At 73.3% G+C, this 15,389-nt stretch carries 12 protein-coding genes; 7 read left to right on the top strand and 5 right to left on the bottom strand.

What is annotated here, in order from left to right; genetic code table 11:
* Positions 1 to 122: 122 nt before the first annotated feature.
* The 6 genes from ACFYOV_RS32255 to ACFYOV_RS32230 all read left to right on the top strand — a co-directional run bounded on the left by ACFYOV_RS32255 (position 123) and on the right by ACFYOV_RS32230 (position 7,512).
* Positions 123 to 1,382 carry a helix-turn-helix domain-containing protein gene (locus ACFYOV_RS32255; protein ID WP_389093944.1) on the top strand — a complete coding sequence of 420 codons (1,260 nt, stop codon included), beginning with the start codon at positions 123 to 125 and terminating at the stop codon, positions 1,380 to 1,382.
* 1,221 nt (positions 1,383 to 2,603) lie between these two features.
* Positions 2,604 to 3,401, top strand: coding sequence for an ABC transporter ATP-binding protein (locus ACFYOV_RS32250; protein ID WP_389093942.1), 798 nt, complete (start codon positions 2,604 to 2,606; stop codon positions 3,399 to 3,401).
* Positions 3,398 to 4,204, top strand: coding sequence for an ABC transporter ATP-binding protein (locus tag ACFYOV_RS32245; protein ID WP_389093940.1), 807 nt, complete (start codon positions 3,398 to 3,400; stop codon positions 4,202 to 4,204). The genes ACFYOV_RS32250 and ACFYOV_RS32245 overlap by 4 nt, the downstream gene beginning before the upstream one ends.
* Positions 4,201 to 5,097 carry a branched-chain amino acid ABC transporter permease gene (locus ACFYOV_RS32240; RefSeq protein ID WP_389093939.1) on the top strand — a complete coding sequence of 299 codons (897 nt, stop codon included), beginning with the start codon at positions 4,201 to 4,203 and terminating at the stop codon, positions 5,095 to 5,097. The genes ACFYOV_RS32245 and ACFYOV_RS32240 overlap by 4 nt, the downstream gene beginning before the upstream one ends.
* Positions 5,090 to 6,232: a branched-chain amino acid ABC transporter permease gene (locus tag ACFYOV_RS32235; protein ID WP_389093937.1), complete on the top strand. Its 1,143-nt coding sequence runs from the start codon at positions 5,090 to 5,092 to the stop codon at positions 6,230 to 6,232. The genes ACFYOV_RS32240 and ACFYOV_RS32235 overlap by 8 nt, the downstream gene beginning before the upstream one ends.
* Positions 6,229 to 7,512, top strand: a complete 1,284-nt coding sequence (locus ACFYOV_RS32230) for an ABC transporter substrate-binding protein (protein WP_389093934.1) — start codon at positions 6,229 to 6,231, stop codon at positions 7,510 to 7,512. The genes ACFYOV_RS32235 and ACFYOV_RS32230 overlap by 4 nt, the downstream gene beginning before the upstream one ends.
* Positions 7,513 to 7,605: 93 nt before the next feature.
* On the opposite strand, the gene ACFYOV_RS32225 is transcribed toward ACFYOV_RS32230, so the two are convergent.
* Entirely contained in the window at positions 7,606 to 8,088 is a 483-nt protein-coding gene (locus tag ACFYOV_RS32225; RefSeq protein WP_389093932.1) for an MSMEG_6728 family protein, read from the bottom strand.
* Between the two features lie 116 nt (positions 8,089 to 8,204).
* Positions 8,205 to 9,248 (bottom strand): L-glyceraldehyde 3-phosphate reductase, encoded by a 1,044-nt coding sequence (gene mgrA / locus ACFYOV_RS32220; RefSeq protein WP_389093930.1) that lies wholly within the window; start codon positions 9,246 to 9,248, stop codon positions 8,205 to 8,207.
* Positions 9,249 to 9,478: 230 nt separating this feature from the next.
* Between mgrA and ACFYOV_RS32215 the strand changes: the two genes are divergently transcribed.
* Entirely contained in the window at positions 9,479 to 10,048 is a 570-nt protein-coding gene (locus tag ACFYOV_RS32215) for a snapalysin family zinc-dependent metalloprotease (protein WP_389093928.1), read from the top strand.
* 294 nt (positions 10,049 to 10,342) lie between these two features.
* Here ACFYOV_RS32215 and ACFYOV_RS32210 read toward each other — a convergent pair whose 3' ends face one another.
* From ACFYOV_RS32210 to ACFYOV_RS32200, 3 genes are all read right to left on the bottom strand, one after another.
* A complete protein-coding gene (locus tag ACFYOV_RS32210) occupies positions 10,343 to 11,665 on the bottom strand; it encodes a lipase family protein (RefSeq protein ID WP_389093925.1) in 1,323 nt (440 codons plus the stop codon).
* A gap of 251 nt (positions 11,666 to 11,916) precedes the next feature.
* On the bottom strand, positions 11,917 to 13,140 hold the full coding sequence (locus ACFYOV_RS32205) for a S1 family peptidase (protein ID WP_389093923.1): 1,224 nt from the start codon (positions 13,138 to 13,140) through the stop codon (positions 11,917 to 11,919).
* A gap of 336 nt (positions 13,141 to 13,476) precedes the next feature.
* The gene (locus ACFYOV_RS32200) at positions 13,477 to 15,198 is read right to left on the bottom strand and encodes a SpoIIE family protein phosphatase (protein ID WP_389093920.1); all 1,722 of its coding nucleotides are present in this window, start codon (positions 15,196 to 15,198) and stop codon (positions 13,477 to 13,479) included.
* Positions 15,199 to 15,389 lie beyond the last annotated feature (191 nt).

Raw genomic sequence — 15,389 nt, 5'->3', positions numbered from 1 at the left:
ATCCTTCGGGGCAGGACGAATCAGGTGGTGGCCGGCGTGCGGGCTCCGTGGCCGGCCGGGCGCCGGCGCGGGGACCCCCGCGCGGGCGCCGCCCGGGAAGCCGACCCTGGGGGAGATGCGCGATGCGACAAGCCGTACGGACACCCACCCTGCTGCGCCCTGAGCCCACGCCCGCTGCGCGGTCCAGGCCCCGGCGGGTGCGGTCGCTCATCGACGCCGACGCCCTGCGCGTGCTGCACCGGGCCGCCCGGGTGCTCCTCGACGACCTGCCTCAGCTCACCGACGCCCTGATCGCTGTGCTCCAGGAGCAGGAGCCCGCCTACCGCGCGGCGATCGCGGAGGACCCCACCGGGATCTGGCAGGAGGTCCACCGCTCGCTGCGGCACAGCGTCTCCTCCCTGCTCGACCCGCGCGGCGCCCGGGAGCCGGCCCGCCGCTGCTCCTGGAAGATCGGGGCGACCCGCGCCGAACAGGGCCTCCCCCTGGACGCGCTGCTGCACGCCTTCCGGCTGGGCGGCTCCCTCGTGTGGCAGGGCCTGGTGGACGAGACCTTCCGTACGGCCCCCGAGGACGTACGGCTGCTGGTGCACGTGGTGTCGGACGTGTGGAACTTCGTCGACGAGCACTGCACCCTCGTGGCCGACGCCTACCGGCAGACCGAGCGGCAGCTGGCCTGGCGGCGCGAGAACCGCGTGCGGCTGCTGGCCGCGGCCCTGCTGGACGGCACCGGGCGCATCGCCGACCTGCCCGAGGCCGCGCAGGCGCTGCACCTGCCCGAGCACGGGCGGTACGTGGTCGTGGCGGTGGCCGGCGGGGGGAAAGCCGGTTGTCCCGGTGCCCGGGCTGCGCTGCTTCCCGGTGTGCGGGTGCACTGGCACTCCGGCGTGGACGCGGACCACGGCATCGTCCTCGTCGACCACGGCACCGAGCCGGTGGTGCCGGACGAGCCGGAACCCGGGGCACGGGTGGGCGTCAGCGGTGTCGTGGAGGGGCTGGCCGCGGTCGGAGAGGCCCGGCGGCAGGCGGACACCGCGCTGTCCCTGTGCCCGGAGGCCGGCGGCACCGTCCTGCTGACCGACCACCTTCCCGCCGCGCTGGTCGTCTCCTCGCCGGACCTCGGCAGCGCGCTCGCCGACCGGGTCTTCGGCCCGCTCGCCCACCTCGAACCTGCCGACCAGGAGGTGCTGCTCGACACCCTGGCGACCTGGCTGGCCTGTGACGGGTCCGCGCAGCGGGCGGGCCGGCGGCTGTATTGCCACCGCAACACCGTCCTCAACCGCCTGCGCCGCTACGAGCAGTTGACCGGCCGCTCCCTCTCCCGCCCCGCCGACCTGGTGGAGGTGAGCCTCGCCCTGACCGCACGCCGCCTGCCGCCCTCCTGACCTTGGTCTCCCGGCACCCCGTTCGGCGCCTTCCGGGCCGCACGCCCGAAGTTGCCGCCGACGCCGTTGTGCCCCCGCACAACGGCCCCGGAGGCGTGGGGCGCGGGTCCTTCCGGCACCGTGCCCGCAGGAACACGGCGCCGGCGAGCCGCCCCGGTCCCCGGGCACGCGGGCACCCGGGCGGGCGGGGCCGATGCGGCGCCCCGCAAGGCCGAACGCCGCGGCTCCCTCCTCGGCGTCCGCCACCTCCGCGGATGCCCGACTGACGCACCGCGTCCGCGCCCACCGGGCACGGCGCGCGTCCGAGCCGCATCGGGGCCACGGGCCCCGCGCACGCTGCCGCCCTCCCGTCCCCACCCGACACCCAGCAGGACCGCGCCCTCGGAGTGACCCGAGCGCGACCCCCGCCCGCGCCACCGCTCCCGCCTCCTGCGCCCCGGCTCGGCGGGCTGCCGATCGCGTCCGCCGCGCCGACCGGTGCCGGCGAGCGGGTGCGTACCTCGAACGCCCCGTCGCTTCCCGTGCCGTCGGCCTGCCGTGCCGGGTCATTGCCTTCCCGTGCCGTCGGCCTGCCGTGCCGGGTCATTGCCTTCCCGTGCCGTCGGCCTGCCGTGCCCTGCCGTGTCCCCACGCTCCTGCCTCCGGGTGGCTCCCTTCTGGCTCGCGGGTGACGATGCCCATGGACCAGCGTGGTGCCGGGTGCCCCGAGGCGCCTCCGCACCGCCCCGGTCGGCTGCTGCCCGCGGAGCAGCATGTCGCCGCTCCGCCCAGTGGGCCCGCCCCACCCCGGTCACCGGGTTGCCGCACCACCCGTCCACGGCCCGTCCCGTCGATCCCGGTCGCCGTTCGGCGAGCCGCCGCGAGCCCACTCGCCCCTGTCCCCGAGCTCCCCGGGATTTCCGGACCCCTGGTCCGGCGTCCGGTGGCCGGGGACCGGGGTGGCCTCGCATCCGGCCCCGACCCCCGGCCCCCGACACCCGGCCGCCGGCCCCCGAGGACCCCAGGCTTCCCGATCCCGGCCTCTCCCCGCTCCCCGCCGACCTTCCGCCCCTGGTCGCGTCTCCGCCTGGGCACCCGCACAACCCCCGCCCACCCCCGTTGGTACACCGCAGCGACCCCGGGCCCGCCCCTGTACCCCCGCCCGGGCCCGTGCTGTCGTGAGCCTCCCATCCCCCGAAGCCGTTGCCGTGCCGTGCCGCGGTACGGCCCCGAGGAGCCGCGATGCCCGAAGCACCACCGGACGACCTGCCCGCGCTGCACGTCGAGAACATCGACGTGACGTACGGGCGAGCGCTGTCCGCCCTCCGCTCCGTGTCCCTGACCGTCCCTCCCGGCGCCGTCGTGACCCTGCTCGGCGCCAACGGCGCAGGCAAGACGACCCTGCTGCGGGCCGTGTCCGGCACGCTGCGCCTGCACCGCGGTGCGATCACCGCCGGCCGCATCCGCTACGGCGACACGGTGCTCGACGGCAGGGACCCCGTCACGGCGGTGCGCGCCGGAGTCGTCCAGGTACCCGAGGGACGGCGGGTCTTCGCCGGTCTCACGGTCGACGAGAACCTGCGCAGCGGCGGCCTGGGACTCGGCCGGCGCGGGCGGGCCCGGAGCCAGGAGGCCCGCGACCGCGTGTTCTCCCTGTTCCCCAGGCTCGCCGAACGCACCCACCAGCACGCCGGCCTGCTGTCCGGGGGAGAACAGCAGATGCTGGCGATCGGCCGGGCCCTGATGGCCGCCCCGAAGCTGCTGCTCCTGGACGAGCCGTCCCTCGGACTGGCACCGCAGATGGTCGGACGTATCGCCGAGGTGATCCGGGAGATCAACGCCCAGGGCACCGCCGTGCTCCTGGTCGAGCAGAACGCGGGCATGGCTCTGTCCCTCGCCGACCACGCCCACGTCCTGGAGGTCGGCGAGACACGGCTGTCCGGCCCCGCCGGCGAACTCGCCCGCACCGACGCGGTGCGCCGCCTCTACCTGGGCGAGTCTCCCGAGACCGGGCCGGCCGAGGACCAGGGGGCGGCATGAACGACCGCACCACCGCCGCGCCGCCCGTGCTCGAGGTACGGGACGTCACTGTGCGCTTCGCCGGTCTCACCGCGCTCGACGGAGTCTCCTTCACCGTCGAGCCCGGCTCGGTGCACGCGATCATAGGACCCAACGGCGCCGGGAAGTCCACCTGTTTCAATGTGCTGTCCGGCCTGTGCCGCCCGGCGTCCGGCACGGTGACCCTCGGCGACGACACCGAGCTCACCCGGCTCGCCCCGCACCGCATCGCCGCGCTCGGCGTCGCCCGGACCTTCCAGAACATCGTCACCACCCACGGCACGGTCGCCGACAACCTGATGCTCGGCCGCCACGCCCTGTCCCGTTCCGGTTTCGCGTCGAGCGCGCTGCGGCTGCCGCGGGCCGTGCGGGAACAGCGCGAGCACCTCGCCCGCGCCCGCGAGATCGCCGAGCTCACCGGTCTCGGCGACCACTTCGACAGCCCCGTGGCGCTGCTGTCGTACGGCGACCGCAAGCGCGTGGAGCTCGCCCGCGCCCTGTGTCTGGAGCCGCGCGTGCTGCTGCTCGACGAACCCGTGGCCGGCATGAACGCCTCCGAACGCGCCCGCACCGCCGAGGTGGTGGGCGAACTGCGCGCCGAACTCGGCCTGTCCATCGTCCTCGTGGAGCACGACATGGGCCTGGTGATGCGTCTCGCCGATGACGTCACCGTGCTCGACTTCGGCAAGGCCATCGCCCACGGCACCCCCGACGAGGTCCGCCAGGACCCGGAGGTGCTGCGCGCCTACCTCGGCACCGACGCACAAGGGGAGGACGCGGCATGACCGGGTTCCTGGACAACGTCCTCGGCGGACTGGCACTCGGCGCGGTGTACGCGCTGGTCGCCCTCGGTTTCGTCGTCATCTTCAAGGCCTCGGGCGTCCTCAACTTCGCCCACGGCTCCCTGCTCCTGCTGGGCGGCTACCTCATCGCCGTCCTGCATGACGACCTCGGCTTCGCCGGGGCACTGGCGCTCGCGATCCTCACCACGGCCGCCCTCGCCGGGGCGCTGGACCGCTTCCTGCTGCAACGCGGCGGTCAGGACGCGCACTCCGCGCATGTGCAGACCATCGTCACCATCGGCATCGACATCGTCCTGTTCACCGACCTGGCCCGGCGCATCGGCGGCGACCTGCTGTCGCTCGGTGACCCCTGGGGCGACTCGGTGACCGAGCTGGGCCCGGTGACCGTCGCCGACAGCAGGCTCGCGGCGATCGCCGTGTCCGCCGTGGTCATCGGCGGGGTCTTCGCCCTGTTCCGGTTCACCTCCTGGGGACTGTCCCTGCGGGCGGCGGCGGAGGACCTGGAGGCCGCCGCGCTCATGGGCGTACGCCTCAACCGGGTGCGTGCCGTCGCCTGGTGCCTGGCGGGCGCGCTCGCCGCCCTGGCCGCGGTGTTCCTCGCCGCGTTCCCCGCCCCCGGATTGGAGCGCGGCACCGGGCAGATCGCCCTGAACGCCTTCCCCGCCGCGATCCTCGGCGGACTGGCCTCCCCGGTCGGCGCCCTCGCGGGCAGCCTCATCATCGGCCTGACCGAGGCGCTCGTCGTCGGCTACGAGTCCGAACTGCACGTCCTCGGCGAGGGCTTCGGCGACGTCGCCCCGTACGCGGTGATGCTGCTGGTGCTCCTGGTACGGCCCAACGGGCTGTTCGGCGCGAAGGGATCCGCCCGTGTCTGACCGCCTCCTCAACGGCCTGACGCGCCGCAGGGCATGGATCCTGCTGCTCGCCGTGGCCCTGTGCCTGCCGCCGTTCTACCTGGACGCCTTCTGGCTGCGCATCGGTCTGTTCTCCATGGCCGCCGCCATCGGCGCCGTCGGTCTCGCCCTGCTCAGCGGCACCGCGGGACAACTCTCCCTCGGCCACGCGTTCTTCCTCGCGGTCGGCGCCTACGGCTACACCTATCTCGCGGGCGAGCCCGGACCGGGACTGCCCCCGGCCCTCGCCGCGCTGCTCGCGGTGCTGCTCGCCGGAGCCGCGGGGGGGCTGTTCAGTCCCGTCGCCGGCCGGGTGAAGGGCGTCTACCTGGGCATCGCCACCCTCGCCCTGGTCTTCCTCGGCCACCACGTGCTGCTGACCGCGGACTCCGTCACCGGGGGCTTCAACGGCCGCTCCGTGCCCCCGCTGACCCTCGGCGGGTTCACCTTCGGCACCGGCGACACGGAGCTGGTCGTGATGGGCGTGCCGTTCGGCGCCGAGGAACGGCTGTGGTATCTGGGCCTGGCGCTGTTCGCGCTCACCTGGTTCACCGCCCGCGGACTGCTGCGCGGACGCCCCGGCCGGGCGCTGGCCGCCCTGCGCGACAGCGAGACCGCGGCCGCGGTGATGGGCGTCGACGTCGCCCGGCACCGCTCGGCGGCCTTCGTGGTGTCGTCCATGTACGCCGGTCTGGCCGGGGTGCTCCTCGCCCTCGCCTTCCGCCGCGTCGTCCCGGACTACTTCTCCCTCGCCCTCTCGGTCGACTTCCTCGCCATGATCGTCATCGGCGGTCTCGGCTCGGTGGCCGGCGCCACCGCGGGCGCCGTCTTCGTCACCGCGCTCCCGCTGCTGATGACCCGCTACGCCGACCAGCTCCCGCTGGTGGCCGCCCCCGGTTCCACGGACGGCACCGTGGGCCCCACCGAGGCCGCCCGCTACCTCTACGGCGCCGCGATCGTCCTGGTCCTGCTCTACGCGCCGGACGGCCTGCACGGCCTGGCCCGCCGACTGAAGGACCGCATGCGCCGCCGCCCGAAGACCGCCCCCTCTCCTGACCCCGTTCCCTCACCCCGGCCCCAGGCCGCAGCCGCACGAACCAAGGAGCACACCCCGTGAACACCACGCACCCCAGGTCCCGCACCCGGCGCCGCACCACCGGCACCGTCCTCGCCGGCGCCCTCGCCCTGCTGCTCGCGGCCACCGGATGCAGCTCCAAGGCGGACAGCGGCAACGGCGGCGACTCCGCCGACGGCCTGCGCACCGGACCCGGCGTCGGCGCCAAGACCATCAAGCTCGGCGCTCTCACCGACCTGACCGGTCCCTACGCCACGCTCGGCAAGAGCATCGTGCAGGCCCAGCAGATGTGGGCCGACGAGGTCAACGCCAAGGGCGGCATCTGCGACCGCAAGATCGAGATCGTCGTCAAGGACCACGGCTACGACGTGCAGAAGGCGGTCACCGCCTACGCCGACATCTCCGCGGACGTCGTCGCCCTGCCCCAGGTCGTCGGCTCCCCCGTCGTCGCCGCGCTGATCGACGACATCGAGCGGGACAAGCTGCTGACCTTCCCGATGGCATGGGCGGCCTCCCTGCTCGGCAAGGACTCCGTCCAGGTCCTCGGCACCACCTACGACCTCGACATGATCGCGGCGGTCGACTTCCTCACCAAGACGAAGAAGGTCAAGAAGGGCGACACCATCGGCCACGTCTACTTCGAGGGCGACTACGGCGCCAACGCGCTGGAGGGCTCCACCTGGGCGGCGAAGAAGGCCGGCGTGAAGGTGGCCGCCCAGAAGATCAAGGCCACGGACACGGATCTGTCCGCCCAGGTCTCGACGCTCCGCAAGAAGGGCGTGAAGGCGATCCTGATCAGCGCCGGACCCGCCCAGACGGCCTCCCTGGTCGGCGTGGCCGCCTCCCGCGGTCTGCGCGTCCCGGTCGTCAGCAACGCCCCCGGCTTCGCGCCCCAGCTGATGAAGACCCCCGCCGCACCGGCGCTCGCGGGCATGCTGCACATGGTGAGCCCCGCGCCGGCGGTCAGCTCCGACATCCCGGGCGTCAAGACCATGGTGGCGGCGTACAAGAAGAAGTACCCGGGCTCGCCGGTCGACTCCGGCGTGCTGTCCGGGTACAACGCCGCGCAGCTGATGGGCGCGAACCTGAAGAAGGCGTGCGAGGCGGGCGGTCTCACCCGTGAGGACGTCGTCAAGGCGCACCGCGCGCAGAAGAACGCCGACACCGGCCTCGGCACCCCGCAGGACTTCTCCGACGTCGACCGGCCCGCCAGCGTCAAGGCGTACCTGCTGCGTCCCGACACCAAGGCGGTCGGCAACGTGGTGAACGTGCGTGACGCCCAGGAGATCCCGGGTGCCACGGAGTACCTGTCCTCGAAGTAGGCGGGACCCATTCTCCCGGACGCCCCGGCGGACCCCAGGACGGGGACGCCGGGGCGTACGCGTGTCCCGGCGTCACCCGGGCAGGCGCGCGGATCAGTCGGCGACCGCCTCGGGGTCGCGGTCGGAGGCGGGCCAGACGTACGGCAGGTCGTCCGGTTCGCCGGGGAAGTGCTCCGCGTAGACGGCGGGGTCCTTGCGCAGCAAAGACGAGCGGTGGCTGCGGTGCAGGGACTCGTCCCCCAGCCAGGGCGGCAGCTCGCCGGCCTCCGCCAGCTCCCGCTGGCTCCGCACCGGCGCGCCGGGCCGGACGGCGGCGAGGTCGGCGACCAGCGTGGCGGCGCAGCTGTCCTGGTGGCCGCGCTCCCGCCAGACCCGGCATACCTCGAGCCCGTAGCGCACCAGGGCCTCCTCGTAACCGGTCCACATGCGCACCGCGGGGTGCCTGCGCCATCCGTAGCCGGGGACGACGAGACCGCGCAGCACCTGGATCGCCTCGACCCGCTGCTTGCCGAGCCGCCGCCGGTCGAGCACCAGCGCCGTCTCGCCGAAGTCGGGGTAGGGCAGGAAGGTCTGCATGGGACGTCCGAACTGTGGGGGCATCGTCGCCGCCCGCGGGGGCACCGCGGCCGGTGGGGCCCGAGGCGGCCCACCGCACCGCAGTTCCCCGTGCGCGGCGGGGCACACCCGCGGGGCTAACCCAGGTTTCCGAGCCGTGCCTCGCGCCACAGGTCGACGCCGCCGTCGGTCGCGTACGTGTCGATCTCGGCCAGTTCCTCGGCGCTGAAGCCGGGGTTCTCCAGCGCGGCCACGTTCTGTTCCAACTGTTCCACCCGGGAGGCGCCGATGACGAGCGAGGTGACGCGCGGGTCCCGCAGCGCCCAGGCCAGCGCCATCTGCGCGAGGGTCTGGCCCCGGCGCGCCGCGATGCCGTCGAGGGCCCGCAGCCGCCCCAGCATGTCGTCCGTCAGCCACCCGGCGTCGAACGAGGTGCCCGCCGCCGCCCGCGAGTCCTCGGGAACGCCGTCGAGATAGCGCCCGGTGAGCAGCCCCTGGGCGAGTGCCGTGAAACCGATGATCCCGAAGCCCTCCTCCTGGGCCACGTCCAGCAGGCCCTCGGTCTCGATCCAGCGGTTGAGCATGTTGTACGACGGCTGGTGGATCAGCAGCGGAGTGCCCAGGTCCCGCAGGATCGCCGCCGCCTCACGGGTGCGCTCGGCGTCGTAGGAGGAGATGCCGACGTAGAGCGCCTTGCCCTGGCGCACCGAGGTGTCCAGCGCGCCCATGGTCTCCTCGAGGGGCGTGGTCGCGTCGAGCCGGTGCGAGTAGAAGATGTCCACGTGGTCCAGGCCCATGCGGCGCAGCGACTGGTCCAGCGAGGCCAGCACGTACTTGCGGGAGCCGCCGCCCTGGCCGTAGGGACCGGGCCACATGTCCCACCCGGCCTTGGTGGAGATCACCAGCTCGTCCCGGTACGGCGCGAGGTCCCGCTGCATCATCCGGCCGAAGTTGATCTCCGCGGCGCCGTAGGGCGGGCCGTAGTTGTTGGCCAGGTCGTGGTGGGTGATGCCGAGGTCGAAGGCGCGCAGGGCGATCTCGCGCTGCCTCTCGAAGGGCCGGTCGTCGCCGAAGTTGTGCCAGTAGCCGAGGGAGAGCAGGGGAAGGTCGAGCCCCGAGCGCCCGGTACGCCGGTAGCGCATGGTGCCGTCGTAGCGCTCGGGACGGGCGGTGTGGTGCATCGGACGACCTCCGGATTGTGCGATCTCGGGCGCCCCCGTGCGATTGTGGGGGACCCCTGCCCACAGTGCCCCCGAGTGATCAGGAAGTCCAACCGATCCCTTCCCTGCGATGCAGCACCCCCGCTTCTCCATCGGTGGCCGCCGGAATGACGGATTGGCGGCCGCGCCGGACGGGCAGGGAGGCAGGTGGTGTCATGAGCACGACTACCCTTCCCCACAGGAGGTCGACCATGCACGTCCGTAACCTGACCGGCGGCCTGGCCGCGGTTCTGGTGATGTCCTTTCCCCTGCTGGGCGGCCAGGCGGTGGCCGCACCGTCCGCCGACACCCAGCGGTCCGCGGCCGCCGCCCGGGTGTTCACCTACGACGCGAGTGGCGCCGCGGAGTTCAAGGCCGCGGTCGACCGGGGCGCCGCGATCTGGAACGCGAGCGTCGACTCCGTGGAACTGCGCCCGGTCGCGTCCGGGCAGCGCGCCCACATCCGGATCCTCGCGGACAACGGCTGGCCCCGCGCCCTGCCCACCGGCCTGGGCAGCGGCACCGTCTACATCGGCCGCCAGGCGGTGGACCAGGGTTACAACACCGTGCGCATCTCCTCCCACGAGCTCGGCCACATCCTCGGCCTGCCGGACCGCAAGCCCGGCCCCTGCTCCAGCCTGATGTCCGGCTCCAGTGCCGGCGTCGCGTGCACCAACCCGTACCCGAACGCGGCGGAGAAGACGGAGGTGGAGGAGAACTTCGGTGGAGTGCTCGCCGGAGCGGGCGGGGCCTCGCCGGGTGCCTTCGTGATCAAGGACTGACGGCCGCGTCCGCGGCCATGTCCGGTCACGGGGGCACCGCCGAAGCGGTGCCCCCGTGACCGGTGTGACCGGCGGGGCCGGTGCGCTATGCTCCTCTCACGTCACGGCGCCGGAACTCCCGGAGCCGACAGTGCGTTGGTGGTCCAAGGAAAGACGTCCCGCTTCCTGCGGGGAGATGCAGGTGCAAGGCCTGCCCGGCGCTCGATCACGAACCCCGCCTCCGATGTCACGGAGGCGGGGTTGGTTGTGTACCCCTGGTCTTCGCGGATCCGCCGCCCACCCCCTGCCGTCGGCTCAGGGCTGGAGGGGCATGCTCGCGCAGTTGGACCTCGCCGGTTCGCCCGCCAGCCGGTCGCTCAGCCAGGACACCGCGTCGCCCTGGTCGGTGATGAGCGGCGCGAGGTGATTGGTGAGGATCTTGTCCCCGAGGTTCGGCAGGACGACGGCCTTGTAGGTGACGTCGGCGCCCTTGCGGCACCAGTCCACCGCCAGCCGCCGGGACTGGGAGTGCGGGACGATGTCGTCCTGGACGCCGGTGGCCAGCCGGACCGGGCCGGTGGGCTTCAGCGCGCCGAGACGCTGCCTGTCCAGCACCGCCTGGGCGCGGGGTTCGTTGGCGAGTACCTCGGCGATGGACGTGCCGCTCGTGGTCCACTTCGTGCTCTTGGTGAAGCCGTAGCCGAAGATCGCGTCGCCCACGCACGTGGTCGAGATGTCCTCGAGCGCGGCCCGCCCGGTGGCGTTGATGTGCGCCTCCACCGCGTCGCGCAGATCGGGCTCAGCCTGCGCGAAACCGTTGATCGACCAGCCCAGGGCGCCCGCCAGGGCGCTGCCGTCGATGCCCTTCATGACCGCCGTGAGGTCGGCGGGAGGTGCACCGCTGTACGTGCCGACGAGATTCACCTCGGGCGCGTAGCCGCGCTGGAGCTCGGCCGCGGCGGCGCTGGCGCCACCGCCCTGGCTGTAGCCGTACAGGCCGACGCGGGACGCGGACGTGACGGACGCGCCGGGCACCCGGAGCGCCGCGCGGGCGGCGTCCAGCATGGCGCGGCCCTGGTCGAGGCGGTTGACGTAGGTGTGCAGCCGGTCGGTCGCGCCGAGCCCGACGTAGTCGGTGACGACGACGGCCGCGCCGGTGGCGAGCAGGCGGTAGACCGCCAGGTTGTCATAACCGATCGAAACGGTACGTCCGTTGAGGGTCAGCGGGTGCTGAAGGGCGAGCGAGGGCGCGCACTGGTCGCCCTGGCCCATGGTCCCCGAGCCGACGACGACCAGGGGGCGAGGGCCACCGCGCTTCCAGGCCGCGGTCGGTTCGATGTAGGCACCGGTCACCGCCACGCGCCGCCCGGTCGAGTCGGTGGAGGTGTACATCAGCCGGGTCGCCGTGCCGGGCAGCGGACGGCCGTCGAGCCCCGGCAGGCTCAGCCCCAGCGGAAGCGGCTCGTGCCGGACGAGGGCGCCGTTCGCGGCGGGAAGGCCGGCGGGCGGGGTGTAGAAGGCCGGGATGGTGACGCCGCGGGACACCACCGGCTCGCTCGCCGCGGCGGGGGGCACAGCCGCACAGACACAGGCGGTCGTGGCGACAACACTGGTCAGCACGCTGCTGATACGGCTCACGGCTCACTCCTCGCTCTGCTCCAGAAGGTGAACCGAAAACTAGCAGCGCTCACTTACCGCCGGTAACTCCTCGGCGGATTACGGCCCGGTAACATTGACGGGTTGTCAACAGGCGGCTGTGCACCGTCGGACGGCTGGCTCGTCGTACGTCCGCGCACGTGTTCGGCGCGACGCACGCGCGCGGGCCCCGCCGGTGTGGTCGGCGGGGTCCGCGCCGGGGGTGTGCCCCTCGGTCGGATCCGGGTCGGGTGTCAGGCCGTGTGCAGGGTCAGCCCGTAGCGGTTGAGGATCTCGTTGACCGGCTGGAACCAGGTCTCGCCGCCGCCGGAGCAGTTGCCCCAGCCGCCCGAGGTGACGCCCTGCGCCTGGTCGCCGCTGATGAACGCGCCGCCCGAGTCGCCCGGTTCGGCGCAGACGCTCGTCTTCGTCATCTGGTGCACCGCCCCCTGGCTGTAGTCGACGGTCTCGTTCCTGGCCAGCACGGTGCCGCAGTGCCAGCGCGTCGTGGAACCGGACCGGCAGACCGAGGCACCGACCGGAGCCTCCGCCGAGCCGCGCACGAGCCGGTCCGGGACCGTGCCCCAGCCCAGCACCACCGGAACCGTCCACCAGCCGCTGCCGACGTTGACCCACGCGTAGTCGTTGCCCGGGAACGAGGAGCCCTGGAAGGTGCCGATGTGCGAGCCGTCCCAGCCCCGGACGGCGGCGCCGGTCCCGCCGCAGTGCCCGGCGGTGACGAACCCCCCGTGCACCGAGAAGCCTATGGAGCAGCGGACGTTGCCCGTGTAGTAGGGGTCACCGCCCACCGTTCCGGCCGCGAAGGTCCTCGGTGCGGCCCGCACGGTGCGCACGGTGACGGGGCCGGCCTCGCGCGCCCGGCCGAGGAACGCGCGGACATCGTTGTCGGCCCGCCGGTCCCGGACCACGTTGACCACCACCGTGTTGGCGGCCGGGTCGACGGCCCAACTGGCCACGCCCGCCGGGGCCTTCAGGTGGTCGATGCGTGTTTTTGCCGCGTCGAGCCGCCGCGCGCTGTGCTCCACGGTACGCACGGTGACCCCGGAGGAGCGAAGGGCGCCGACGGTGGCGCGGGTGGCGTCCGCCGTGACGGCGACGGTCAGCTTCCCGCTGCGCGTGTCGAACCAGGACCCGCCGTACGCGGATCCGGCGGCCGCACGTGCCTCGGGCGCGAGGGCGGCGGCGCGGCGTTCGGCGGCGAGGCGTGCCACGGCCTCGTCGCGCGAGAGGCCGAAGTCCCGCTGCATCGCCCGGATCAGGCCGGCCGACGCCGCCGCGGAGTCGGCTGCGGAGCCGGGGGAGTGGATGGAGGGAGAGGAGGGGGCGGTGGCCGAGCCGGCGGAACCGGTTGCGCCGGGAGCCTCGTTCGCCGAGGCCGGCAGGGAGCCCGCCGCGGCCCAGCCGCCGATCACGAGGGCTGCGGCCACGCCGAGGTGCGCGAGTCTGGTGCGTCTCATGGAAGGTGCCCTTCGTCGTTCCAGCGAGGTGGGGATGGAACAACCGCGTGCTGAGAGCGCTCTCACCACGCCGAGCTTAGCGGGATCTTCCGGTCAGGTCCATGCCAATGCGGTTCCTGATCCGGTGGCGCGCCACCTTGGCGGGGAACAAGTGCCTCCCGCGGGGCCGTGCGTACCGCGGCGATCCGAGGGGGCCCGCGAGGTGGATCAGCCGGCACCGTCCGAGTCATGGCCGGTGCCGGGAGGCACCCGCCCACCCGGCTCGGCAGGCTCTCCGCCGACGCCGACGCCGACGCCGACGCCGACGCCGACGCCGACGCGCAGCACGGCACCGGGTCAGGGCCGGGCGGGGATGCGCAGCGTGATGAGGGCGATGTCGTCGTCGTTGCCGGGCGGGCGCGTCCGCTCCAGGAGCAGGTCGGTGAAGGTCTTCAAGGGCCGGTGCGCCAAAGAGGCCGCGTGCCGCCGCAACCGGTCGAGCCCCTCGTCGAGGGAACGGCCGGGCGCCTCGATCAGGCCGTCGGTGTACAGCAACAGGACGGATTGCGGCGGCAGCTTCGCCGTCGCGTCGGGGCGCGGACGTTCGGACCCGGTGCCGAGGAGGATGCCGTGCCCGTCGGTGAGGTACTGCGCCCGGCCGTCATGGGTGACCAGGAGCGGCGGCGGATGTCCGGCGTTGGTCCACGAGAGTTCCCACCGCCCGTCGTCACCGACGGTCATCCGTGCGAACAGCATGGTGGCCATGCTGACCTCGGTGATGTGCACGACGGCATCGTCGAGCCGTTCCACGATCCTGCTCGGCGGCTCCTGATGCGACCAGGCATAGGCGCGCAGCATGTTGCGGATCTGCGCCATGCCGGCCGCCGCGTCGAGGTCGTGCCCGACGACATCGCCGATGGCGAGCGCGGTCGCCCCGTCCGGCAGGGTGAACGCGTCGTACCAGTCGCCCCCCACCTGGGAGGCGTCGGGCGCGGGAAGGTACCGGGCGGTCATCTCCAGACCGGGCACCCGTGGCAGCTGGGGGAGGAGATGACGCTGCATGGTCTCGGCGACCTTGCGCTGCCGCTGGTAGAGACGGGCGTTGTCCAGGGCCAGCCCGGCCCGGCGAGTGATGTCCTCCAGTAGTGCGAGATCGTTGACCTTGAACGGCTCCCGCTGTTCCGCGCGGCCCAGCGTCAGGGCGCCCAGCACCTCGCGCAGTCCGCGGATCGGCGCGATCGCCGCAGAGTGGATGCCGGTCTCGTCGAACAGGCGCTGCTGTTCGACCGTGAGACCGGAATCCGGAGGAGTCCGGTAGGTGCCGGGCCCGGCGAGTGTCGAGGAGACGCCCCGCAGGGCCCGTGACAGGGGCATCGACGAGGCCTCGGGCACCGGTGGCATCGGACCCTGCAGATCCTCGCGGTGCACGAGGACGCCGTTCTCCGCGTGGACCACGGAATGGCGCCACACCTCGTCGTGCTCGCTGATCAGGTCGACGATCGCCCAGTCCGCCAGCTGCGGCACGACCAGGCCGACGAGTCTGCGCAGCGCCTGGTCCACATCGAGGGTCGAGGTCAGCTGGGTGGTCGTCTCGGCCAGCAGGGCGAGCCGTTCCAGCTCCGGCAGCGTGCCGATGAACCGGTCCTTGCCGGAGCCGGGAGCTTCCGGCTCGTCGACGGTGTGGAAGAGCACCAGGGTCGCCTCGTTCTCACCGTCCGTGAGACAGGGGGTGATCAGCCAGGAGACAGGCACCAGCCGGCCGTCGCCCCGCTCGAACCACTCCTCCTCGGACTGCAGCGTCCGGCGTGAGTGGAACGCCTGCCGCATCATGCACTGGGTCCTGGGCAGCGGCCCGCCGTAGCGGCTGCGGTGCAGCAGGTCGTGGGCGTCCCGGCCGAGCAGTTCCTCCGCGGGCCGGGCCAGCAACCGCTCGGCGTGCGCGTTGGCTCCCAGGATGCGTCCCTCTTCGTCGACGACATAGGCGCCGGTGCCGATCGCGCCCAGCACGGCGGCCAGTGTCTCCGTCACGGCCCGTGACCGGCGCTCCGCGGCGATGTCCGCGGCTTCCGGACCCGTCACTGGATGCCTCCTCGTACCGGCCGGAGGGGAAATCGGTCGCTCTCCGGAGAAGCCCCTCGTCCCACTCCGTCACGCGAGGTCCTCCACTCCTAGTGTCCTGCGGATCGGCACTCGAACATCGCGGGACGCAGTTCCTGGGGGAGCGGGCGGGGCGCGTGGGACCTCATGGGGGGAGCGCGGCTTCCACGGAC

Source organism: Streptomyces sp. NPDC005931 (assembly GCF_042871235.1).
Classification (GTDB): domain Bacteria; phylum Actinomycetota; class Actinomycetes; order Streptomycetales; family Streptomycetaceae; genus Streptomyces.
Note: the sequence above shows the minus strand (reverse complement) of the source record. Positions and strands in the feature narration are given on the sequence as shown.

Coding starts and splice junctions, on each gene's coding strand:
- ACFYOV_RS32205 (WP_389093923.1), bottom strand. CDS start 13,140: ATGAGACGCACCAGACTCGCGCACCTCGGCGTGGCCGCAGCCCTCGTG.
- ACFYOV_RS32215 (WP_389093928.1), top strand. CDS start 9,479: ATGCACGTCCGTAACCTGACCGGCGGCCTGGCCGCGGTTCTGGTGATG.
- mgrA (WP_389093930.1), bottom strand. CDS start 9,248: ATGCACCACACCGCCCGTCCCGAGCGCTACGACGGCACCATGCGCTAC.
- ACFYOV_RS32225 (WP_389093932.1), bottom strand. CDS start 8,088: ATGCAGACCTTCCTGCCCTACCCCGACTTCGGCGAGACGGCGCTGGTG.
- ACFYOV_RS32250 (WP_389093942.1), top strand. CDS start 2,604: ATGCCCGAAGCACCACCGGACGACCTGCCCGCGCTGCACGTCGAGAAC.
- ACFYOV_RS32245 (WP_389093940.1), top strand. CDS start 3,398: ATGAACGACCGCACCACCGCCGCGCCGCCCGTGCTCGAGGTACGGGAC.
- ACFYOV_RS32255 (WP_389093944.1), top strand. CDS start 123: ATGCGACAAGCCGTACGGACACCCACCCTGCTGCGCCCTGAGCCCACG.
- ACFYOV_RS32240 (WP_389093939.1), top strand. CDS start 4,201: ATGACCGGGTTCCTGGACAACGTCCTCGGCGGACTGGCACTCGGCGCG.